Annotated in this window: 10 protein-coding genes; 8 read left to right on the top strand and 2 right to left on the bottom strand. The window is 58.1% G+C overall.

Annotated elements, in window-relative coordinates; all coding sequences use genetic code 11:
- Window positions 1-620 precede the first annotated feature (620 nt).
- Together GQF00_RS14810 and GQF00_RS14805 are read right to left on the bottom strand one after the other, a co-directional pair.
- Window positions 621-1,553 carry a metal-dependent hydrolase gene (locus tag GQF00_RS14810; RefSeq protein ID WP_161319966.1) on the bottom strand — a complete coding sequence of 311 codons (933 nt, stop codon included), beginning with the start codon at window positions 1,551-1,553 and terminating at the stop codon, window positions 621-623.
- Between the two features lie 184 nt (window positions 1,554-1,737).
- Window positions 1,738-3,162 (bottom strand): aldehyde dehydrogenase family protein, encoded by a 1,425-nt coding sequence (locus tag GQF00_RS14805; RefSeq protein ID WP_161319965.1) that lies wholly within the window; start codon window positions 3,160-3,162, stop codon window positions 1,738-1,740.
- 218 nt (window positions 3,163-3,380) lie between these two features.
- On the opposite strand from GQF00_RS14805, the gene pbpC reads away from it, so the two are divergent.
- The 8 genes from pbpC (at window position 3,381) to GQF00_RS14765 (ending at window position 15,435) form a co-directional block, all read left to right on the top strand.
- A complete protein-coding gene (pbpC, locus tag GQF00_RS14800) occupies window positions 3,381-5,705 on the top strand; it encodes a penicillin-binding protein 1C (protein WP_161319964.1) in 2,325 nt (774 codons plus the stop codon).
- Window positions 5,706-5,866: 161 nt separating this feature from the next.
- Complete coding sequence (locus GQF00_RS14795; protein ID WP_161319963.1) at window positions 5,867-6,397, top strand: lipocalin family protein; 531 nt, start codon at window positions 5,867-5,869, stop codon at window positions 6,395-6,397.
- A 389-nt stretch (window positions 6,398-6,786) separates the two neighbouring features.
- Window positions 6,787-8,268 (top strand): capsule assembly Wzi family protein, encoded by a 1,482-nt coding sequence (locus GQF00_RS14790; RefSeq protein ID WP_237440561.1) that lies wholly within the window; start codon window positions 6,787-6,789, stop codon window positions 8,266-8,268.
- 24 nt (window positions 8,269-8,292) lie between these two features.
- A complete protein-coding gene (locus tag GQF00_RS14785; protein WP_161319961.1) occupies window positions 8,293-9,420 on the top strand; it encodes a polysaccharide export protein in 1,128 nt (375 codons plus the stop codon).
- Complete coding sequence (locus GQF00_RS14780) at window positions 9,420-9,854, top strand: protein tyrosine phosphatase (RefSeq protein ID WP_370519513.1); 435 nt, start codon at window positions 9,420-9,422, stop codon at window positions 9,852-9,854. Before GQF00_RS14785 ends, GQF00_RS14780 begins: the two co-directional genes overlap by 1 nt.
- A gap of 439 nt (window positions 9,855-10,293) precedes the next feature.
- Window positions 10,294-12,510, top strand: a complete 2,217-nt coding sequence (locus tag GQF00_RS14775) for a polysaccharide biosynthesis tyrosine autokinase (RefSeq protein WP_161319960.1) — start codon at window positions 10,294-10,296, stop codon at window positions 12,508-12,510.
- A gap of 367 nt (window positions 12,511-12,877) precedes the next feature.
- A complete protein-coding gene (gene tviB / locus GQF00_RS14770) occupies window positions 12,878-14,152 on the top strand; it encodes a Vi polysaccharide biosynthesis UDP-N-acetylglucosamine C-6 dehydrogenase TviB (RefSeq protein ID WP_161319959.1) in 1,275 nt (424 codons plus the stop codon).
- Window positions 14,153-14,400: 248 nt separating this feature from the next.
- Window positions 14,401-15,435, top strand: a complete 1,035-nt coding sequence (locus GQF00_RS14765; RefSeq protein ID WP_161319958.1) for an NAD-dependent epimerase/dehydratase family protein — start codon at window positions 14,401-14,403, stop codon at window positions 15,433-15,435.
- Window positions 15,436-15,454 lie beyond the last annotated feature (19 nt).

Raw genomic sequence — 15,454 nt, 5'->3', positions numbered from 1 at the left:
CCTTGCCGAACTCAGAAGTGAAACGACATATCGCCGATGGTAGTGTGGGGCTTCCCCATGTGAGAGTAGGTCATCGTCAGGCTCTTAAATATAAAAAAAGGCCCCTCAGCGTATTATGCTGAGGGGCCTTTTTTTATATTTAGGATCACGGTGATCTCCTCTCCCTACCTCGCGGCGAAGCCGCCATGTGACAAGCGATGCCCCGCAGGGGCCAGCTTGGTGCGCCGCAGGCGTCCCGAAGGGATGACGAGTATGCTCGTCACACACTGTAGGTCATCGTCAGGCTCTTAAATACAAAAAAGGCCCCTTAGCGTAGTTCGCTAAGGGGCTTTTTTTGTATTTAGGAACACGAGGAATTCCTTTCTCTGCCTCGCGGCGAAGCCGCCATGTGACACCCGATGCACCGCAGGGGCCAGGGTGAGGCGCCGCAGGCGTCCCGAAGGGAGAGCAAGCTTGCTTGCTACCTAAGTAGGGCATCATTACCCACGCCCACGCCCACGCCCGCGCCCGCGCCCACAACCCGAAACTCGCTCTTAATCTCCATAAACAAAAAGCCGCACAAGGCGGCTTTCCATTTTTGCTTTTCCTCGCAGCTAGAAGCTAGCCACTCGGAGCTGCCTTTAATGCAGCTTCTTTTTCTTGCGCTGGCTGGCTTGCTCGTGTTGTTCGGTAAGCATGCCTTCAGCACCGAAAAGGCGATCACGCCATTCATCCAGCAGGGCATCAGTGTCGTGCTGGGAGGGATGGAAACCTGGTTTGAAGAAATCCAGGTACTGGGGCCACAGTTTGGTGAACAGTCCCTTTCCACCAAAGAGGAATTTCACCCCTTTCCAGTTGTTGCGAAGATCCAGCAGCTTGCCGTCAGAAGCCAGCATGCGCGCCTGGAAGGCGCCGATCACAGCAAAGAAGATCACCGTCACCGGAATCATGGTGCCGGCACGCAGCAGATAGTTGCCGCTTACTGTTTCATAAACATCGTAGGCAACGGTCTTGTGCTCGTTCTCTTCCAGTGCGTGCCACAGCCACAGCTTGAGGGTTTCCGGGTCCGCCAGTTCACGGTGGGATTCATCGCGCAGTAGTTGCTCGGCAATAATGGCGGTGTAGTGCTCCAGGCTCACGGTGGCAGAAAGCTGGAAAATCTTCGGGGTGTACTTCTTTACCGCTCCCAGCAACTTGCCCAGGGTCTTGTCCAGTTTTTCGGTGGGGTAGCCGAACTTCTGGCCAAGCTCGTTCCAGGCTTCATGCTCTTTGCTGTGCATGGCTTCCTGGCCGATAAAACCGGATACCTGCGCCTTGAGGGTCGGATCTGTGATGTCCTTGCGATAGTGGCGCACGGCCTGCACAAAGAAATCCTCCCCTTCCGGGAACAGGGTAGACAGGGTAATCCAGAATGCACTCAGGAACGGGTCATCCGCATAGAAGTAGCGCTTGGCCGTGTTCTCGTCGAACTGGAAGTCCAGGCGACGCGGCGGGATGTTGACCGTGGCACCCAAGGGTACCTTTTCGGCTTTCTTCTCGTTCTTCTGAATGCTGGCGGTGGCTGTTGTTGTCATAAATCCTCCTGGTCCCGGTCATATGACCGATCAATGTCTTAATGTGACATTAAACAATGTAACCATGTTGGATGTTCAGGCGGGAGGGGGGAATGGCACGGATGCGCCCCGGGCGGGGCGCTATTGCCAGTATACAAATTAGGGAAAGTTGTGTCCGCTAATGACAGGCAGGCGGAATGAGGGATCAGGCTGGCTGGAACACGGACTTGATTTCCAGGAACTCGTCAAAGCCGAACCGGCCCCATTCTCGGCCCACGCCGGATTGCTTGTAGCCCCCGAATGCGGCGGTGAAGTCCGGACCCGCGCCGTTAAGGTGGACGTTACCGGTGCGCAGGCGATTGGCCACGGCACGGGCCTGGTCGGGATCCCCAAAGACATAGCCGGAGAGGCCATAGATGGTGTCATTGGCAATGGCGACCGCTTCGTCCACATCCTTATAGGGGATCATGGTCAGTACCGGGCCAAAGATTTCCTCACGGGCAATGGTCATGTCGTTATTGGCCTCGCTGAACACGGTGGGCAACACAAAATAGCCCTTTTCCAGGCCGGCAGGCTTTTCTGTACCGCCACACACGAGCTTGGCGCCTTCCTTTATCCCTGTCTCAATCAGTGAAAGCACCCGCTGATACTGACGACCATTGGCAATGGGTCCCATCACCGTGGCCTCATCGGAGGTATCACCCACGGCAATAGCCTTGCAGGCGTTGGTCGCAATGGTTTCTGCCTCTGCCAGCTTGTCAGCCGGAACAAGCATACGCGACGGCGCATTACAGCTCTGACCGGTGTTGTTCATCATGGCGCGCACCCCGTGAGTAACGGCGGCTTCAAGGTCGCAACCGGGCAGCAGGATATTGGCGGACTTGCCGCCCAGTTCCAGCGACACGCGCTTGATGGTGGTGGCAGCCTCCTGGCTCACGGAAATACCGGCACGGGTGGAGCCGGTGAGGGAGACCACATCAATCCGCGGGTCAGAGGAGAGCAGGGGGCCGACCTTGGCGCCATCGCCGTAGACGATGTTGACCACACCGGCTGGCAGGCCCGCCTCATCGATGATTTGCGCCAGCACATTGGCAGACAGGGCCGCAAATTCACTGGGCTTGAGCACCACAGTGCAACCCACCGCCAGTGCCGGGGCCAGCTTGCACATCACCTGGTTCATCGGCCAGTTCCAGGGAGTGATCAGTGAACAAACCCCGGCAGGCTCGTGGCGGATGACGGAAGAGCCGTGCTGTTCCTCGAAGGCAAAATCGCGAGCCACCTCAAGGGTGTTGGCGATATGCATCATCCCCACTGGCGCCTGCAGATTGGTGGCCAGCCCGATGGGAGCACCCATTTCCTGGCTGATGGCCTGGGCCATCTCGGGGAGTTTTTCCTGATACAGGCCGAGGACCTTTTCCAGATACCCGAGACGGGTTTCCAGCGGGGTCTCGCTCCATGCAGGGAAAGCAGCATCGGCTGCAGCGATGGCCGCATCAATATCTGAAGCCTCGGCCATGGGCAGGGTGCCTACGGTTTCTTCCGTGGCAGGATTGATGATGCTGTGTTGCGCGCAGCCGGCGGAGGGCTTGGTCCACTGGCCGTTTATATAGAAGTGTTGCAGCGTGTCCATGCAGAGCTCCCTTGTCATGTAAATGCCGACTCATTCTGCGCTACCAAAGGCACACCGGCTATGCCTGATGTGGGGTAATAGTGACCTTTTTGCTATATTGCGAGTTACCCTGTTGGAGTAGCGCACGCGCGGCGAACCCGTTGTCGGTCACGCCTGCTCCGAACCTTGTCTGAACCCGACCCCTACGAAGTCAGCATGCCAATAGTGAAAGTGACAGCATGACAACCCGGTGGCGGCTATGGCGACTCGCACCACTGATCCTGCTGCTTCTGTTGCTTGCTGCGCTGCAATGCTGGCCGCTGCCCCAGCGTCTCCATAGCACCCCCTATGCCACTCTGATGCTTGACCGCCAGGGCCGTATGCTGGATGCGCGTATTGCCGAGGATCAGCAATGGCGCTTTGTCCCGGTTGACCAGGTGCCGGAGAAATACCGCCAGGCCTTGTTGAACTTTGAAGACCGGCGCTTTTTCTGGCACCCGGGCATTGATCCGCTCGCTATCGGTCGGGCAGCCTGGCTGAATCTGAACGCGGGACGGGTCGTCAGTGGAGGCTCTACCATTACCATGCAGCTGGCCCGGTTGCTGCGTGATGACCCACCGCGCACCCTGCCGGAAAAAGCCCGCGAAGCGGCGTTGGCCTTGCAGCTGGAATGGCACTACAGCAAGGAAGACATTCTCACCCAATACGCCAGCCGGGCACCGTTCGGGGGTAATACGGTTGGCCTGCGGGCAGCTGCATGGCGTTACTTTCAACGCGAACCTGATGCCATGAGCTGGGCAGAAGCGGCGTTACTGGCGGTGCTGCCCAATGCGCCATCCTGGATCCACCCCGGCCGCAACCGCCAGCGCCTCAAGGAAAAGCGTGATCGCCTGCTGGTGAGTCTCCATGCCAGGGGGCAACTTGACGATCGTGATCTTCAGCTGGCCCTGCTCGAACCCCTGCCGCCACCACCCCAGGCGTTACCTGCGCTGGCACCGCATCTGATGAATACGCTGCAGAAAGCCGGGCACGGCAAGCTGCTCAACACCACGCTGGATGCCACCCTGCAGCAACGGGTGCACGCCCTTGCCCGGCAACATGGTGAGCGCCTGGCGCGTGAAGGCGTGCATAATCTGGCGGTGGTGGTGATCGACCACCACCAGCAGCAAACCCGCGCCTACGTGGGCAATGTCACCCATGGCAACCGGGCGGAATATGGGGCGGATGTGGATATTGCGGCTTCGCCCCGTTCCACCGGCAGTATTCTCAAGCCGCTGCTTTACGGGCTGATGCTGGATGAAGGCTTGCTGCTACCGCAAACCCTGATCCCGGACCTGCCCACCAACTACGGCGGCTTCAGTCCGGAAAACCACGACCACAGCTATCGCGGCGCCGTCCCTGCCCACGAAGCGCTCAGCCAGTCACTCAATATCCCGGCGGTGCGCATGTTGCGAAGCTATGGCGGTGGACGCTTTCACAGCCGTCTGCAGCGCATGGGCATGAGCACCTTGTTCCGGCCAGCAGAAGACTATGGCCTAACCCTGATACTGGGTGGGGCAGAAGGGCGGCTGGATGAAATCACCGCCATCTACGCCCGGCTTATGGCCGCAGCCAGTGGCCGTGTTCCGCAGCCGCTGACCGTGCTGCGGGATCAGCCGGTTAAGAGTAAACCGCCCTACATGCTGACACCCGGTGCCGCCTGGTTGACCCAACAGGCCTTGCGCGAAGTGGCCCGACCCGGCACCGCAAGGCAATGGCGGCAGTTCAGTTCCAGTCAGCCCATCGCCTGGAAAACGGGTACCAGTTACGGACTGCGGGATGCCTGGGCAGTAGGCAGTAATGGCCGTTACACCGTGGGGGTCTGGGCAGGCAACGGCAATGGAGAGCCCGCACCGAGCCTCGGTGGTGCCGCCACAGCGGCGCCGTTAATGCTGGACGTCTTCAGCCTGCTCGGCCCGTCCCCCTGGGCGGAGCCACCCTTGTCAGAACTGAAAACCGTGCAGGTCTGTGATGACGATGGCTATCTGGCCGGCGGACGCTGCCACACCCGCGAGCAACTGGCACCGAGACAAAGCCATTTCCAGACCGTCACCCCTCACCATGTGCGCATTCACCTGGACAGCAATGGCCAGCGTGTCCATAGCGGCTGTGAAGCAGTGGCAAACATGCAGCACCGCGACTGGTTCGTGTTGCCCCCGGCCCAGGCCTGGTTCTACCGTCGTCATCATCCCGACTACCGGCCGCTACCGGCATGGCGAAAAGACTGCGTTGGTGGCGCGCTGGCACTGCAAAGCGAGCCACCCATGGCACTGGTATATCCCCATGCCGGCAGTGCCATCTATATCCCCACCGAACTCAATGGCACCCTCGGTCGCGCCATCTTCCGTGCTGTTCATCAACGCCCGTCAGCCACGCTCTACTGGCACCTGGACGACAACTTCCTGGGCGAAACCCGCCATTTCCACGAAAAAGCCATCGTCGCGGATCCCGGTTGGCATACCCTGACCCTGATCGATAATCAGGGCTTTCGCTTGCGCCAGCGCTTCAAGGTGCTGGGAAGATAAGGCGCCGTGACAGACCGTCGCCGTTCTGACAGTCAGCGGCATGAGCAAGTGGTGTTTCCGCTGTGGGTCAGGGCCGTTTCCAACGATCATTCCTCACCTGCCGATCTTCACTTCGCCTTGTCCCCATTGAGAAGATACTAACGAAACCGTTGGAGCTTACTATGCGCTGGATACTGTTGATTGCGAGTCTGTTTATGCTGCAAGCCTGCCAAAATCTACCCGAAGACCCTGTCAGCGTCGCGTCTCCCTTTGATCTGGACCGTTTCATGGGGGATTGGTATGTGATTGCCAATATTCCGACGCTACCGGAGAAGGGGGCCCACAATGCCATGGAGAGTTACCAGCGGGTTGGCCCCAACAAGGTGGCGACTACCTTTACCTTCCACAAGAACAGCTTCGAAGGTGAATTCAAGCGGATGACTCCCACCGGCTTCGTCAGCCCGGAAAACCCCGCCATTTGGGGGATGCGTTTCATATGGCCCTTCAAGGCCGACTACCGGGTGCTGTATGTGGACGAGGAGTACCGCTATACCGTCATTGGCCGCCAGAAGCGCGATTATCTGTGGATCATGGCTCGGGAGCCGCAGATCAGTGAGCGCACTCTGGAAGCACTCAAGGCTGTGGCAATAGATCAGGGATACACGCTGGAAGCGTTGGAGAAAGTGCCCCAGCAGCCACTCGACGCCCGTTGAGCCTGAGCAGCTGAAGCGAAGCGAAAGAATGCCCTCAGGGGGGCTCAGGCGGTGCGACACCCCCCCTCCTCAAATTCCCGTTATCCCTCTTTCCCCACCCGGCCCGGGGCGCCTCATGGCGCTTACCGGGGCAATTCTCATTCCTGATGGCTCGCGGATTTTATTAACCTATCCCCTGTTTTGGGGTAGGGATAACCACGTTTGTGGTTTTCTTGTTGTGAACCGCCGCAAATCATTCGCATTACGGTAAACAAACTGTAAAATACGATCTCTTGTCATATAGATGACAAAAAAAAGCCCCCATAATGCGCCCCTTGAGACGCAATCGTCAGGATAGGATGTCCTTTGTGAGAGTACCCCGTCGCGTAAGCTACTGGATTGGAAGCCTTTTGGTTCTCTGTATCTCCAGTGCACAGGCCTCTACACCCTGGGTGCCTGCTGGCGATCTTGCCGCCCGACACCATATTGAAGCCCTGCAAACCCAGGGCTGCCTAAAAGGGCTGTCTCTCACCTGGCCCATGAGCTGGGCCGCAGTCATGAGGGCCATGCGCCAGGGGCAGCAGCAATTGTCCGACGCGCAATCCCAGATCTGCGAAATCAGCAACCATTACCAATACCTGCAAACCGCCGAGAACAGCGCCCGCGCTAATACTCGTGGTGCGACGTTGAGTCTGGGCGGCGCCAACCAGGAACCGCTCTACACCGCCTTTGATACCCAGCCCGAAGACACCTTTACCGGGCAGATGGCGTTATACGCCACCGGGCAGCACTGGTCCGGCCGCCTGGCTGTGGGGTACGCCGATGGTGAGCGGGATGATCAGCACCTGCGATTCGATGATTCCTATATTGCTGGTGTTGTGGGCAACTGGCAGCTGGGCGTGGGCGCCATTGATCGCTGGTGGGGGCCAGGCTGGCAGAGCTCACTGGCGCTGTCCAACAATGCCCGTCCGGTACCCGGCATCTGGCTTTCCCGTCATATGCTTACCGCGCCAGAAAGCCCCTGGCTACGCTGGGTCGGCCCCTGGGACCTGCAGCTGATTGCCGGGCAGCTGGAACACGACCGCGCTATCCCCGATGCCAAGGTGCTGGGCGCCCGCTTCGTGTTCCAGCCCCTGGATTCCTTGCAGATTGGCCTGTCGCGGCTGGCCCAATGGGGCGGGGAAGGGCGTCCGCAGGATCTGGAGGCCTTCTTTGACGCCTTTATTGGCAAGGATAACGGCGAAAGTAGCGGGTTTGATGATGATGACGACCCCAGCAACCAGATTGCCGGCGTAGATTTCCGTGTCTCGCTCACGCCCTGGGATGTGCCAGTGGGGCTCTATGGCCAGTTCATGGGGGAAGATGAAGCAGGGGGCTTGCCCTCAAAACTGTCTTCACTGGCGGGCTTTGATCTCGTCTCCTCTCTGGGTAATGGCTCCCAGCGCTGGTTCGTGGAAGCCACCGAAACGGTCGCCGGAAGCTGGATCAGCGAACGTCGTTTCAACACCATGTACGAGCATGGCACCTATAAAAGCGGCTTCCGCTACCATGGCCGCAATATGGCCAGCACCTGGGAAGGCGACGCCCGAGCGGTTACTTTTGGCATACAACAATATTTTCGTAGCGATGTTACATTCGCTTTGCACCTGACCCAGGCTACGCTCAATCAGGATGGGGTGATTCGTGCCGTAGTGCCTGACGATGGCTATCAAGTCCTGCAATCCGTTGAAGAGCAGGATGTGACACTGGCAGAACTCCGTATTGGCCACCCCCTGCTGGGCGGCACCTTCCACTGGCTGTTATCCGCCAGTGATGAGCCCATCGTGACGCCGTTTGAAGAGCGTGAGCGCTGGACCGCAGGGGCGGAATGGACCCGGGATTTCGCCTGGTAATTGATGAACACAATGAAGGCTTCAATGAACGCAACGGTTAAAAGTTTTGTGGCGCTGGGGATTGTCTTCCTGGGGGGCTGCACCGTGGTGCCCGGTTCCTACCATTCCACTACGCCGGGGTGGTTTTTGGATGAAGATGAAATCTCCGAAGGGGAGCCGCTGCCGGATGTGGTGGAAGTCCATGCCATTGGTACGGCGATTCTGAAGCAGCAGCGGATCCACCCGGTCGACAAGGGCGTGCCGGAAGAGATCAATCTTTCCGATGACCAATACGATTACCAGGTTGGTCCTGGTGACGTCTTGCAGATCACCGTCTGGGATCATCCGGAACTGACCATTCCGGCAGGCTCTCTGCGCAGCTCGGAAGAATCCGGCAACTGGGTCCATAACGACGGCACCATCTTTTACCCCTATGTGGGTATCATCAACGTGGAAGGTCTGAAGGTGACCGAGATCCGCGACATGATCACCGAGCGCCTGTCCCGCTATATCGAAAATCCCCAAGTGGATGTTTCCATCGCCGCTTTCCGGCACAAGCGCATTTATGTCACCGGCGAAGTGGATGAACCGGGTCTGTACCCGGTGACCAACGTGCCGACCCGACTCATCGACGCCATTGGCGAAGCCGGTGGGCTGACCCAGTCCGCAGACTGGAGCAGTGTGGTACTGACCCGAAACGGCAAGGATTACCGTCTGTCCCTGCGGGATATCTACCAGTACGGCAACACCAGCCAGAATGTCTTGTTGCAGCCCAATGACGTCATCAACGTGAACCCGGTTACCGATGCCAAGGTGTTTGTGCTCGGTGAAGTGGGGCAGGCCTCCAGCCTGCAGATGGGTCGCAATGGTTTGACGCTGGCAGAAGCGCTGGCAGAGAACGGCAGTTTCAATCAGCAGGAATCAGATGCTTCCGGGGTGTTTGTATTCCGCAAGGCGCCAGTGGGGGCAGATCACGGTATCGACATTTACCAGCTTAATGCCAAGGACGCTGCGGCACTGGTACTGGCAGACAGTTTTGATCTACGTGAAAGAGACATCGTCTACGTGACCGCCGCGCCGCTGGTCAAATGGAACCGGGTACTGCGCCTGCTGGTGCCATCCATGACAACGCTGCTGCTAGGCGTCAGAACCGAAGAGATCTTGAGCGAATAATGGCCATGTTTCAGCGGATACTGGTGATTTGCGATGGCAACATCTGCCGCAGCCCCACCGTGGAAGCCATGCTGAAGGCGCTGAAACCGGGCCTGGCTATCTCGTCTGCGGGGTTGATCGGTCTGGAAGGGCAGGACATGGAGCCCACCGCCCGCGAAGTGGCTGCGGATCACGGTCTGGAATGTGGCCCCCATATTGCACGCAAGCTCACCAGTGAAATGTGCCGCGACAGTGATCTGATCCTGGTCATGGAAAGCCGCCAGAAAGACCGGTTGGGGCAGAAGTTTCCGGAAGCCAGCGGCAAGACCTTTCTGGCGACCCACTGGAACGGGAAAAACGACATCCCTGACCCTTACAAACGGGGTCGGGATGCGTTCGAACGGATCTACCCGATGATGGAAGCGGCCACCAGGGCCTGGGCAGAAAAGTTGTAGAGCAGCTGTGAGCTGCGAGGAAAAGATAAAACCGCACCAGCCTCGCCGTAGGAGCGTCGCTGGCGGCGCGATCCCCGAAGGGGGAGTGAAGCGAAGGAGTTCAATGCAGGAGCTTGCTTGCAAGCGAACCGCCGCAGGCGGGGCCCGAAGGGACTGTTTTAAAGAGACAAAAGACAAAAATCTTCGTCCCTCACCAAGCGTAGAGAAGGAACGTCGGTAGGCGGCCCCGAAGGGGTGAGCGCAGCGAATAACCGGAACTCCTACAAGGGGCCGCCCCCCGTAGGAGCCTGCCTGCAGGCGATGGTTTGTAGGCCCGGAGAGAAGCGAACAGGGCGAAGCCCAGCATTTGTTTTTCCTCACAGCTAACAGCTAGTAGCTCGCAGCTTGTACGGAATCGCCTGCAGGCAGGCTCCTGCAGAATTTAGATAACGGATAACCAATGGCAGACAACAGCACCATGACACAACGGCAGCAGGCCAACCCCGGTGATGATGACATCGACTTCGGCTACTTGTTTGGCCTGCTGCTGGACAACAAGTGGCTGATTATCGGCACTGCCCTTTTGGCGCTGGTGCTGGGAGCCCTTTATGGCATATATGCCACTCCGATTTACAAGGGCGACACCCTGCTGCAGCTGGAAAAGAAAAGCAGTGGTGTACCGGGGCTGTCCGAGCTGAATAACATCTTTGCGGAAGAAGCCTCCGCCGCTGCAGAAATTGAAATCTTGCGCTCGCGTATGGTGTTGGGCGAAGTGATCGAACAACTGAAGATGAACATTCGGGTATACCCGGATCGCCCCGCCTATATCGGTCGCTTCATGGCCCCGGACCCTGCGCCAGCGTTTGCCCCCAAGCCTCTCTTCGCAGGCTATCGGGACAGCGAAACCTTCGTCACCGTAAGTGGTTTTATGGTGCCTGAACGGCTGGAAGGGCGCGCATTTACGTTGCGGGAAGAGAATGGCAACCCGGCGCTTTATCTGGGCAATGATCTCGTGGCAACAGGACCGCTCGGGCAAACCCTCAAGAGCGAAGATGGCAGCATTCAGCTAGACCTTAATGAATGGCAGTTCGGCAATGAGCCGCTCAAGCTCATCAAGCTGACCGACGTAGCTGCCGTCAATAGTTTGCGCGGCTCCCTGGCCATTCGAGAGGTAGGTAAGACTGGCATGCTCAGCCTGACCATGACCGGCCCCAGCAAAGCGCGAATCAAAGCCACCCTGGATGCCATCAGCGAAGCGTATCTGCTGCAGAACGTAGAGCGACGCTCTGCCGAAGCGGAGAATAGCCTGGAATTTCTCGGCGAGCAGCTGCCCAAGATCAAGGACAAGCTCACCGCGTTCGAAGAGAAGCTCAACGCCTTCCGTCTGCAAAGCGAATCGGTGGACCTGAGCATGGAAACCCAATCTGTGCTCCAGCAAAGTGTAGATATCGAAGCCAAGATCAATGAACTCAAGGCGAAGGAAGGGGAGTTGGCGACACGCTTTACCAAAGAGCACCCCGCCTACCAGAGCCTGCTTCGTCAAAAGGCCTCACTGATAGAACAGAAGCGCTCCCTGGACAAGCAGATCAAGTCCTTGCCGGAAACCCAGCAGGAAATCTTGCGCCTAATGCGGGATGTGGAAGTCACCCAGCAGATTTATATCGGCCTGCTCAACAAGACCCAGGAGCTGCGCATACTCAAGGCGGGTACGGTGGGGAGCGTGCGGATTATTGACAAGGCACTGGTGCAGCCTTCACCCATCAAGCCGAAGAAAGCGCTGATTGCAGCCATTGCCATGGTGCTCGGCGGTTTGGGCGCAGCGGGTGTGGTCCTGTTAAGAGCGCTACTTAACAAAGGCATTGAATCGCCTGACAAACTGGAAGAGCAGGGGGTTGCGGTCTACGCCACGGTTCCTTTGTCAGAAAAACAGGTGAAAGCCAATAGGCTGACCAACGTAAAACAGCGCCGTGTGCGTGACACAAAAAGTGCAGGCTCCGCCATCGCCCTGCTGGCCCAGGATGACCCCACCGATCTGGCCATCGAAGCGCTGCGCAGCCTGCGTACAAGCCTGCACTTCGCCATGATGGATGCCGATAACAAGATCTTGATGATCACGGGCCCCAGCCCGGCAGTGGGCAAGTCCTTCGTTTCCGCTAACCTGGGCGCGGTGCTGGCCCAAACAGGCCAGCGGGTCCTGGTGATCGACGCGGACATGCGCAAAGGGCACCTGCACCGTTACTTCCAGTCTGACAACAAGCTGGGTTTGTCAGCGTATTTGTCGGGGCAAAGCGGCAAGGAAGACATCATCCAGTCATCCGGCATCGATAAGCTGGACTTTATTGCCCGCGGCAAAGCCCCGCCGAACCCGTCGGAATTGCTCATGCATGAGCGCTTCAAAACGCTGATGGATTCACTCAGTGACGACTACGACCTGATCCTGGTGGATACCCCGCCAATCCTGGCCGTCACCGATGCTGCCATCGTCGGCCAGCTGGCGGGCAGCAGTCTTCTGGTCACACGTTTCGGCGTCAATTCGGTCAAGGAAGTGGATGCCGCGCTTACCCGTTTTGCCCAGAACAAGGTGGAAATCAAAGGCGCCATCCTCAACTGCATGGAACGCCGCGCCACCAATGAATACGGCTACTACGCCTACGAGTACGGCAAGAGCAAGGATTGAGGCAAAGCAGCTGCGAGCCTCAAGCTGCAAGCTACAAGGAAAGGCAAAATCGTAGGAGCCTGCCCGCAGGCGAAGTTTTTTTGTAGGACCAGAGCGAAGCAGAGGAAACGCACGATTTATTTGTAGGAGCACCTCTTGAGGTGCGAACCGCCGCAGGCGCAGGCCCGAGGGGCAATGTTGTGTGGGATCTTGCCTGTAATCGATACCCACCGGTTCGTCCCTCAAGAGAGACTCCTACAAGGGTGCGCGTATCCCGTAGGAGCGTCGCTGGCGGCGCGAACCCGGGGATGGCCCAAGGGCCGTGACGAATACTGAACAGCAAACTGGCACCGGTAGCGGGCAAAGAGATCAGGTAAAGAGAGACCAAATGGAACTGGAAAACATCAAACTGGCCGTTATTGGTCTGGGTTATGTGGGATTACCGCTAGCGGTGGAATTCGGGAAACACCGCCCGGTTGTGGGGTTCGACATCAACCAACCGCGTATTGATGCCCTTAATAATGGCCATGACGCCACCCTGGAAGTGGGTGATGCAGAACTGGCCAGCGCCAAACAGCTCACCTTCAGTGCCGACCCCGCTGCCCTGAATGACTGCAACGTCTACATCGTCACCGTGCCCACCCCCATCGATGAGCACAAGCGCCCGGACCTGACTCCACTAATCAAGGCTTCCGAAACCATCGGCAAGACCTTGAAAATGGGCGACATCGTCATCTACGAATCCACCGTTTATCCGGGTGCCACCGAAGAAGACTGTGTTCCGGTACTGGAAGCGGTCTCCGGCCTTTCCTTCAATCAGGACTTCTTCGCCGGCTACAGCCCTGAACGGATCAACCCGGGCGACAAGGAACACCGGGTCACCACCATCACCAAGGTGACCTCCGGGTCCACACCGGAAATTGCCGAACTGGTGGACAAGCTGTACAGCTCCATCATCACTGCCGGTACCCACAAGGCCTCCTGCATTCGGGTGGCCGAAGCGGCGAAAGTGATCGAAAACACCCAGCGAGACCTGAATATTGCCCTGATCAACGAACTGTCCATGATCTTCAGCCGCATGGGCATCGACACCGAAGAGGTGCTTCAGGCTGCGGGTACCAAGTGGAACTTCCTCCCATTTCGGCCAGGGCTCGTAGGGGGGCACTGTATCGGGGTCGACCCCTACTACCTGACCCACAAGGCCCAGGCCATCGGCTATCACCCGGAAATCATCCTCTCTGGTCGTCGCATCAACGATGGCATGGGTAGCCACGTAGCCAGCGAGCTGGTCAAAGCCATGCTGAATCGTTGTATCCAGGTCAACGGTGCCCGGGTGCTGGTCATGGGGCTCACCTTCAAGGAAAACTGCCCGGACCTGCGTAACACCCGCGTGGTCGATGTGGTCAGGGAACTGCAGGACTACAATATCCAAGTCGATGTTCACGACCCCTGGATCAACGCGGCAGAGTCCGAACACGAATACGGCATCTGCCCCATTGCCGAGCCTGAACAGGGCGCCTACGACGCCATTATCCTCGCGGTTGGTCACAATCAGTTCAAAGCCATGGGCGCCGCCAACATCCGCGCCCACGGCAAACCGGAACACGTGCTCTACGACCTGAAATACATCCTCCCCAAAGAGGACGTAGACATCAGGTTGTAAAGGTAGCTGCGAGCTGCGAGGCGCAAGCCACAAGCCACAAGCTACAAGCTACAAGCTACAAGCGGCAAGCTGCAAGGAAAGGCAAACTCGTAGGAGCGTCGCTGGCGGCGCGAACCGCCGCAGGCGGGGCCCGAAGGGCCAGGACAAACAGGGCGGTAGCCCGCCTTTGACTTCCCTTGCAGCTTGAAGCTTGTAGCTATTGGCTCGCAGCTGGAAGCTTGTTTATACACACGAACAAGGGATTGGACATGACAACTCGCTACGAACAGGTACAGGAAGATCTCAAAGCCAACCCCAAAACCTGGCTTATCACCGGCGTGGCAGGCTTCATTGGCTCCAACCTGCTCGAAACCCTGCTGCGCCTCGACCAGACCGTCATCGGTCTGGACAACTTCGCCACCGGCCACCAGCACAACCTGGACGAAGTTCAGCACACCGTCACCGCTGACCAATGGGCCAGATTTACCTTCATCGAAGGCGACATCCGCAACCTGGACGACTGCAAAAAAGCCGTCACCGGGGTCGATTACGTGCTCCACCAGGCCGCCCTGGGCTCCGTGCCGCGCTCCATCAACGACCCGATCACCACCAACCAGGCCAATATCGACGGCTTCCTGAACATGCTGGTGGCATCAAAAGATGAAGGCGTACAAAGCTTCACCTACGCGGCCTCCAGCTCTACCTACGGCGACCACCCGGGCCTGCCCAAAATCGAAGACCGCATCGGCAAGCCGCTATCTCCTTATGCCGTCACCAAATACGTCAACGAACTCTACGCGGACGTATTCGCCCGCACCTACGATTTCAACACCATCGGCCTGCGCTACTTCAACGTCTTTGGCAAACGTCAGGACCCCAATGGTGCATATGCCGCGGTCATCCCCAAATGGACGGCGGCCATGATCAAAGGTGATGAGGTGTTCATCAACGGTGACGGTGAAACCAGCCGGGACTTCTGTTTCATCGAAAACGTGGTGCAGATCAACCTCCTCGCCGCCACTGCAGAAGCAGATGCCAAGAATCAGGTGTACAACGTAGCCCTGGGCGACAGAACCACGCTAAATACTTTGTTCGATGCCCTGAGAACCGCCCTGAAAGAGAGCAACGTCAACTACGAAGCGTCCCCAAGCTACCGGGATTTCCGCGCCGGTGACGTTCGTCACTCCCAGGCTGACATCAGCAAGGCACAAAACCTGCTCGGTTATGAGCCTCAATTCCGTATCTACAACGGCATAGGGAAGGCCATGCCTTGGTACGTGATGCATCTGAGTGGTGGGCGGTAATGCTGTCTATTGATAGCCA

It is taken from the genome of Alcanivorax sp. DP30 (assembly GCF_009882945.1).
Lineage (GTDB): Bacteria > Pseudomonadota > Gammaproteobacteria > Pseudomonadales > Alcanivoracaceae > Alcanivorax.
The sequence above is the reverse complement of the archived record's forward strand: the minus strand, read 5'-3'. Positions and strand labels throughout refer to the sequence as shown.

What these genes read in the sequence shown, in the direction of transcription:
- GQF00_RS14765 (WP_161319958.1), top strand. Translation starts at nt 14,401, where the DNA reads ATGACAACTCGCTACGAACAGGTACAGGAAGATCTCAAAGCCAACCCC.
- GQF00_RS14795 (WP_161319963.1), top strand. Translation starts at nt 5,867, where the DNA reads ATGCGCTGGATACTGTTGATTGCGAGTCTGTTTATGCTGCAAGCCTGC.
- pbpC (WP_161319964.1), top strand. Translation starts at nt 3,381, where the DNA reads ATGACAACCCGGTGGCGGCTATGGCGACTCGCACCACTGATCCTGCTG.
- GQF00_RS14805 (WP_161319965.1), bottom strand. Translation starts at nt 3,162, where the DNA reads ATGGACACGCTGCAACACTTCTATATAAACGGCCAGTGGACCAAGCCC.
- GQF00_RS14785 (WP_161319961.1), top strand. Translation starts at nt 8,293, where the DNA reads ATGAACGCAACGGTTAAAAGTTTTGTGGCGCTGGGGATTGTCTTCCTG.
- GQF00_RS14775 (WP_161319960.1), top strand. Translation starts at nt 10,294, where the DNA reads ATGGCAGACAACAGCACCATGACACAACGGCAGCAGGCCAACCCCGGT.
- GQF00_RS14810 (WP_161319966.1), bottom strand. Translation starts at nt 1,553, where the DNA reads ATGACAACAACAGCCACCGCCAGCATTCAGAAGAACGAGAAGAAAGCC.
- tviB (WP_161319959.1), top strand. Translation starts at nt 12,878, where the DNA reads ATGGAACTGGAAAACATCAAACTGGCCGTTATTGGTCTGGGTTATGTG.
- GQF00_RS14780 (WP_370519513.1), top strand. Translation starts at nt 9,420, where the DNA reads ATGGCCATGTTTCAGCGGATACTGGTGATTTGCGATGGCAACATCTGC.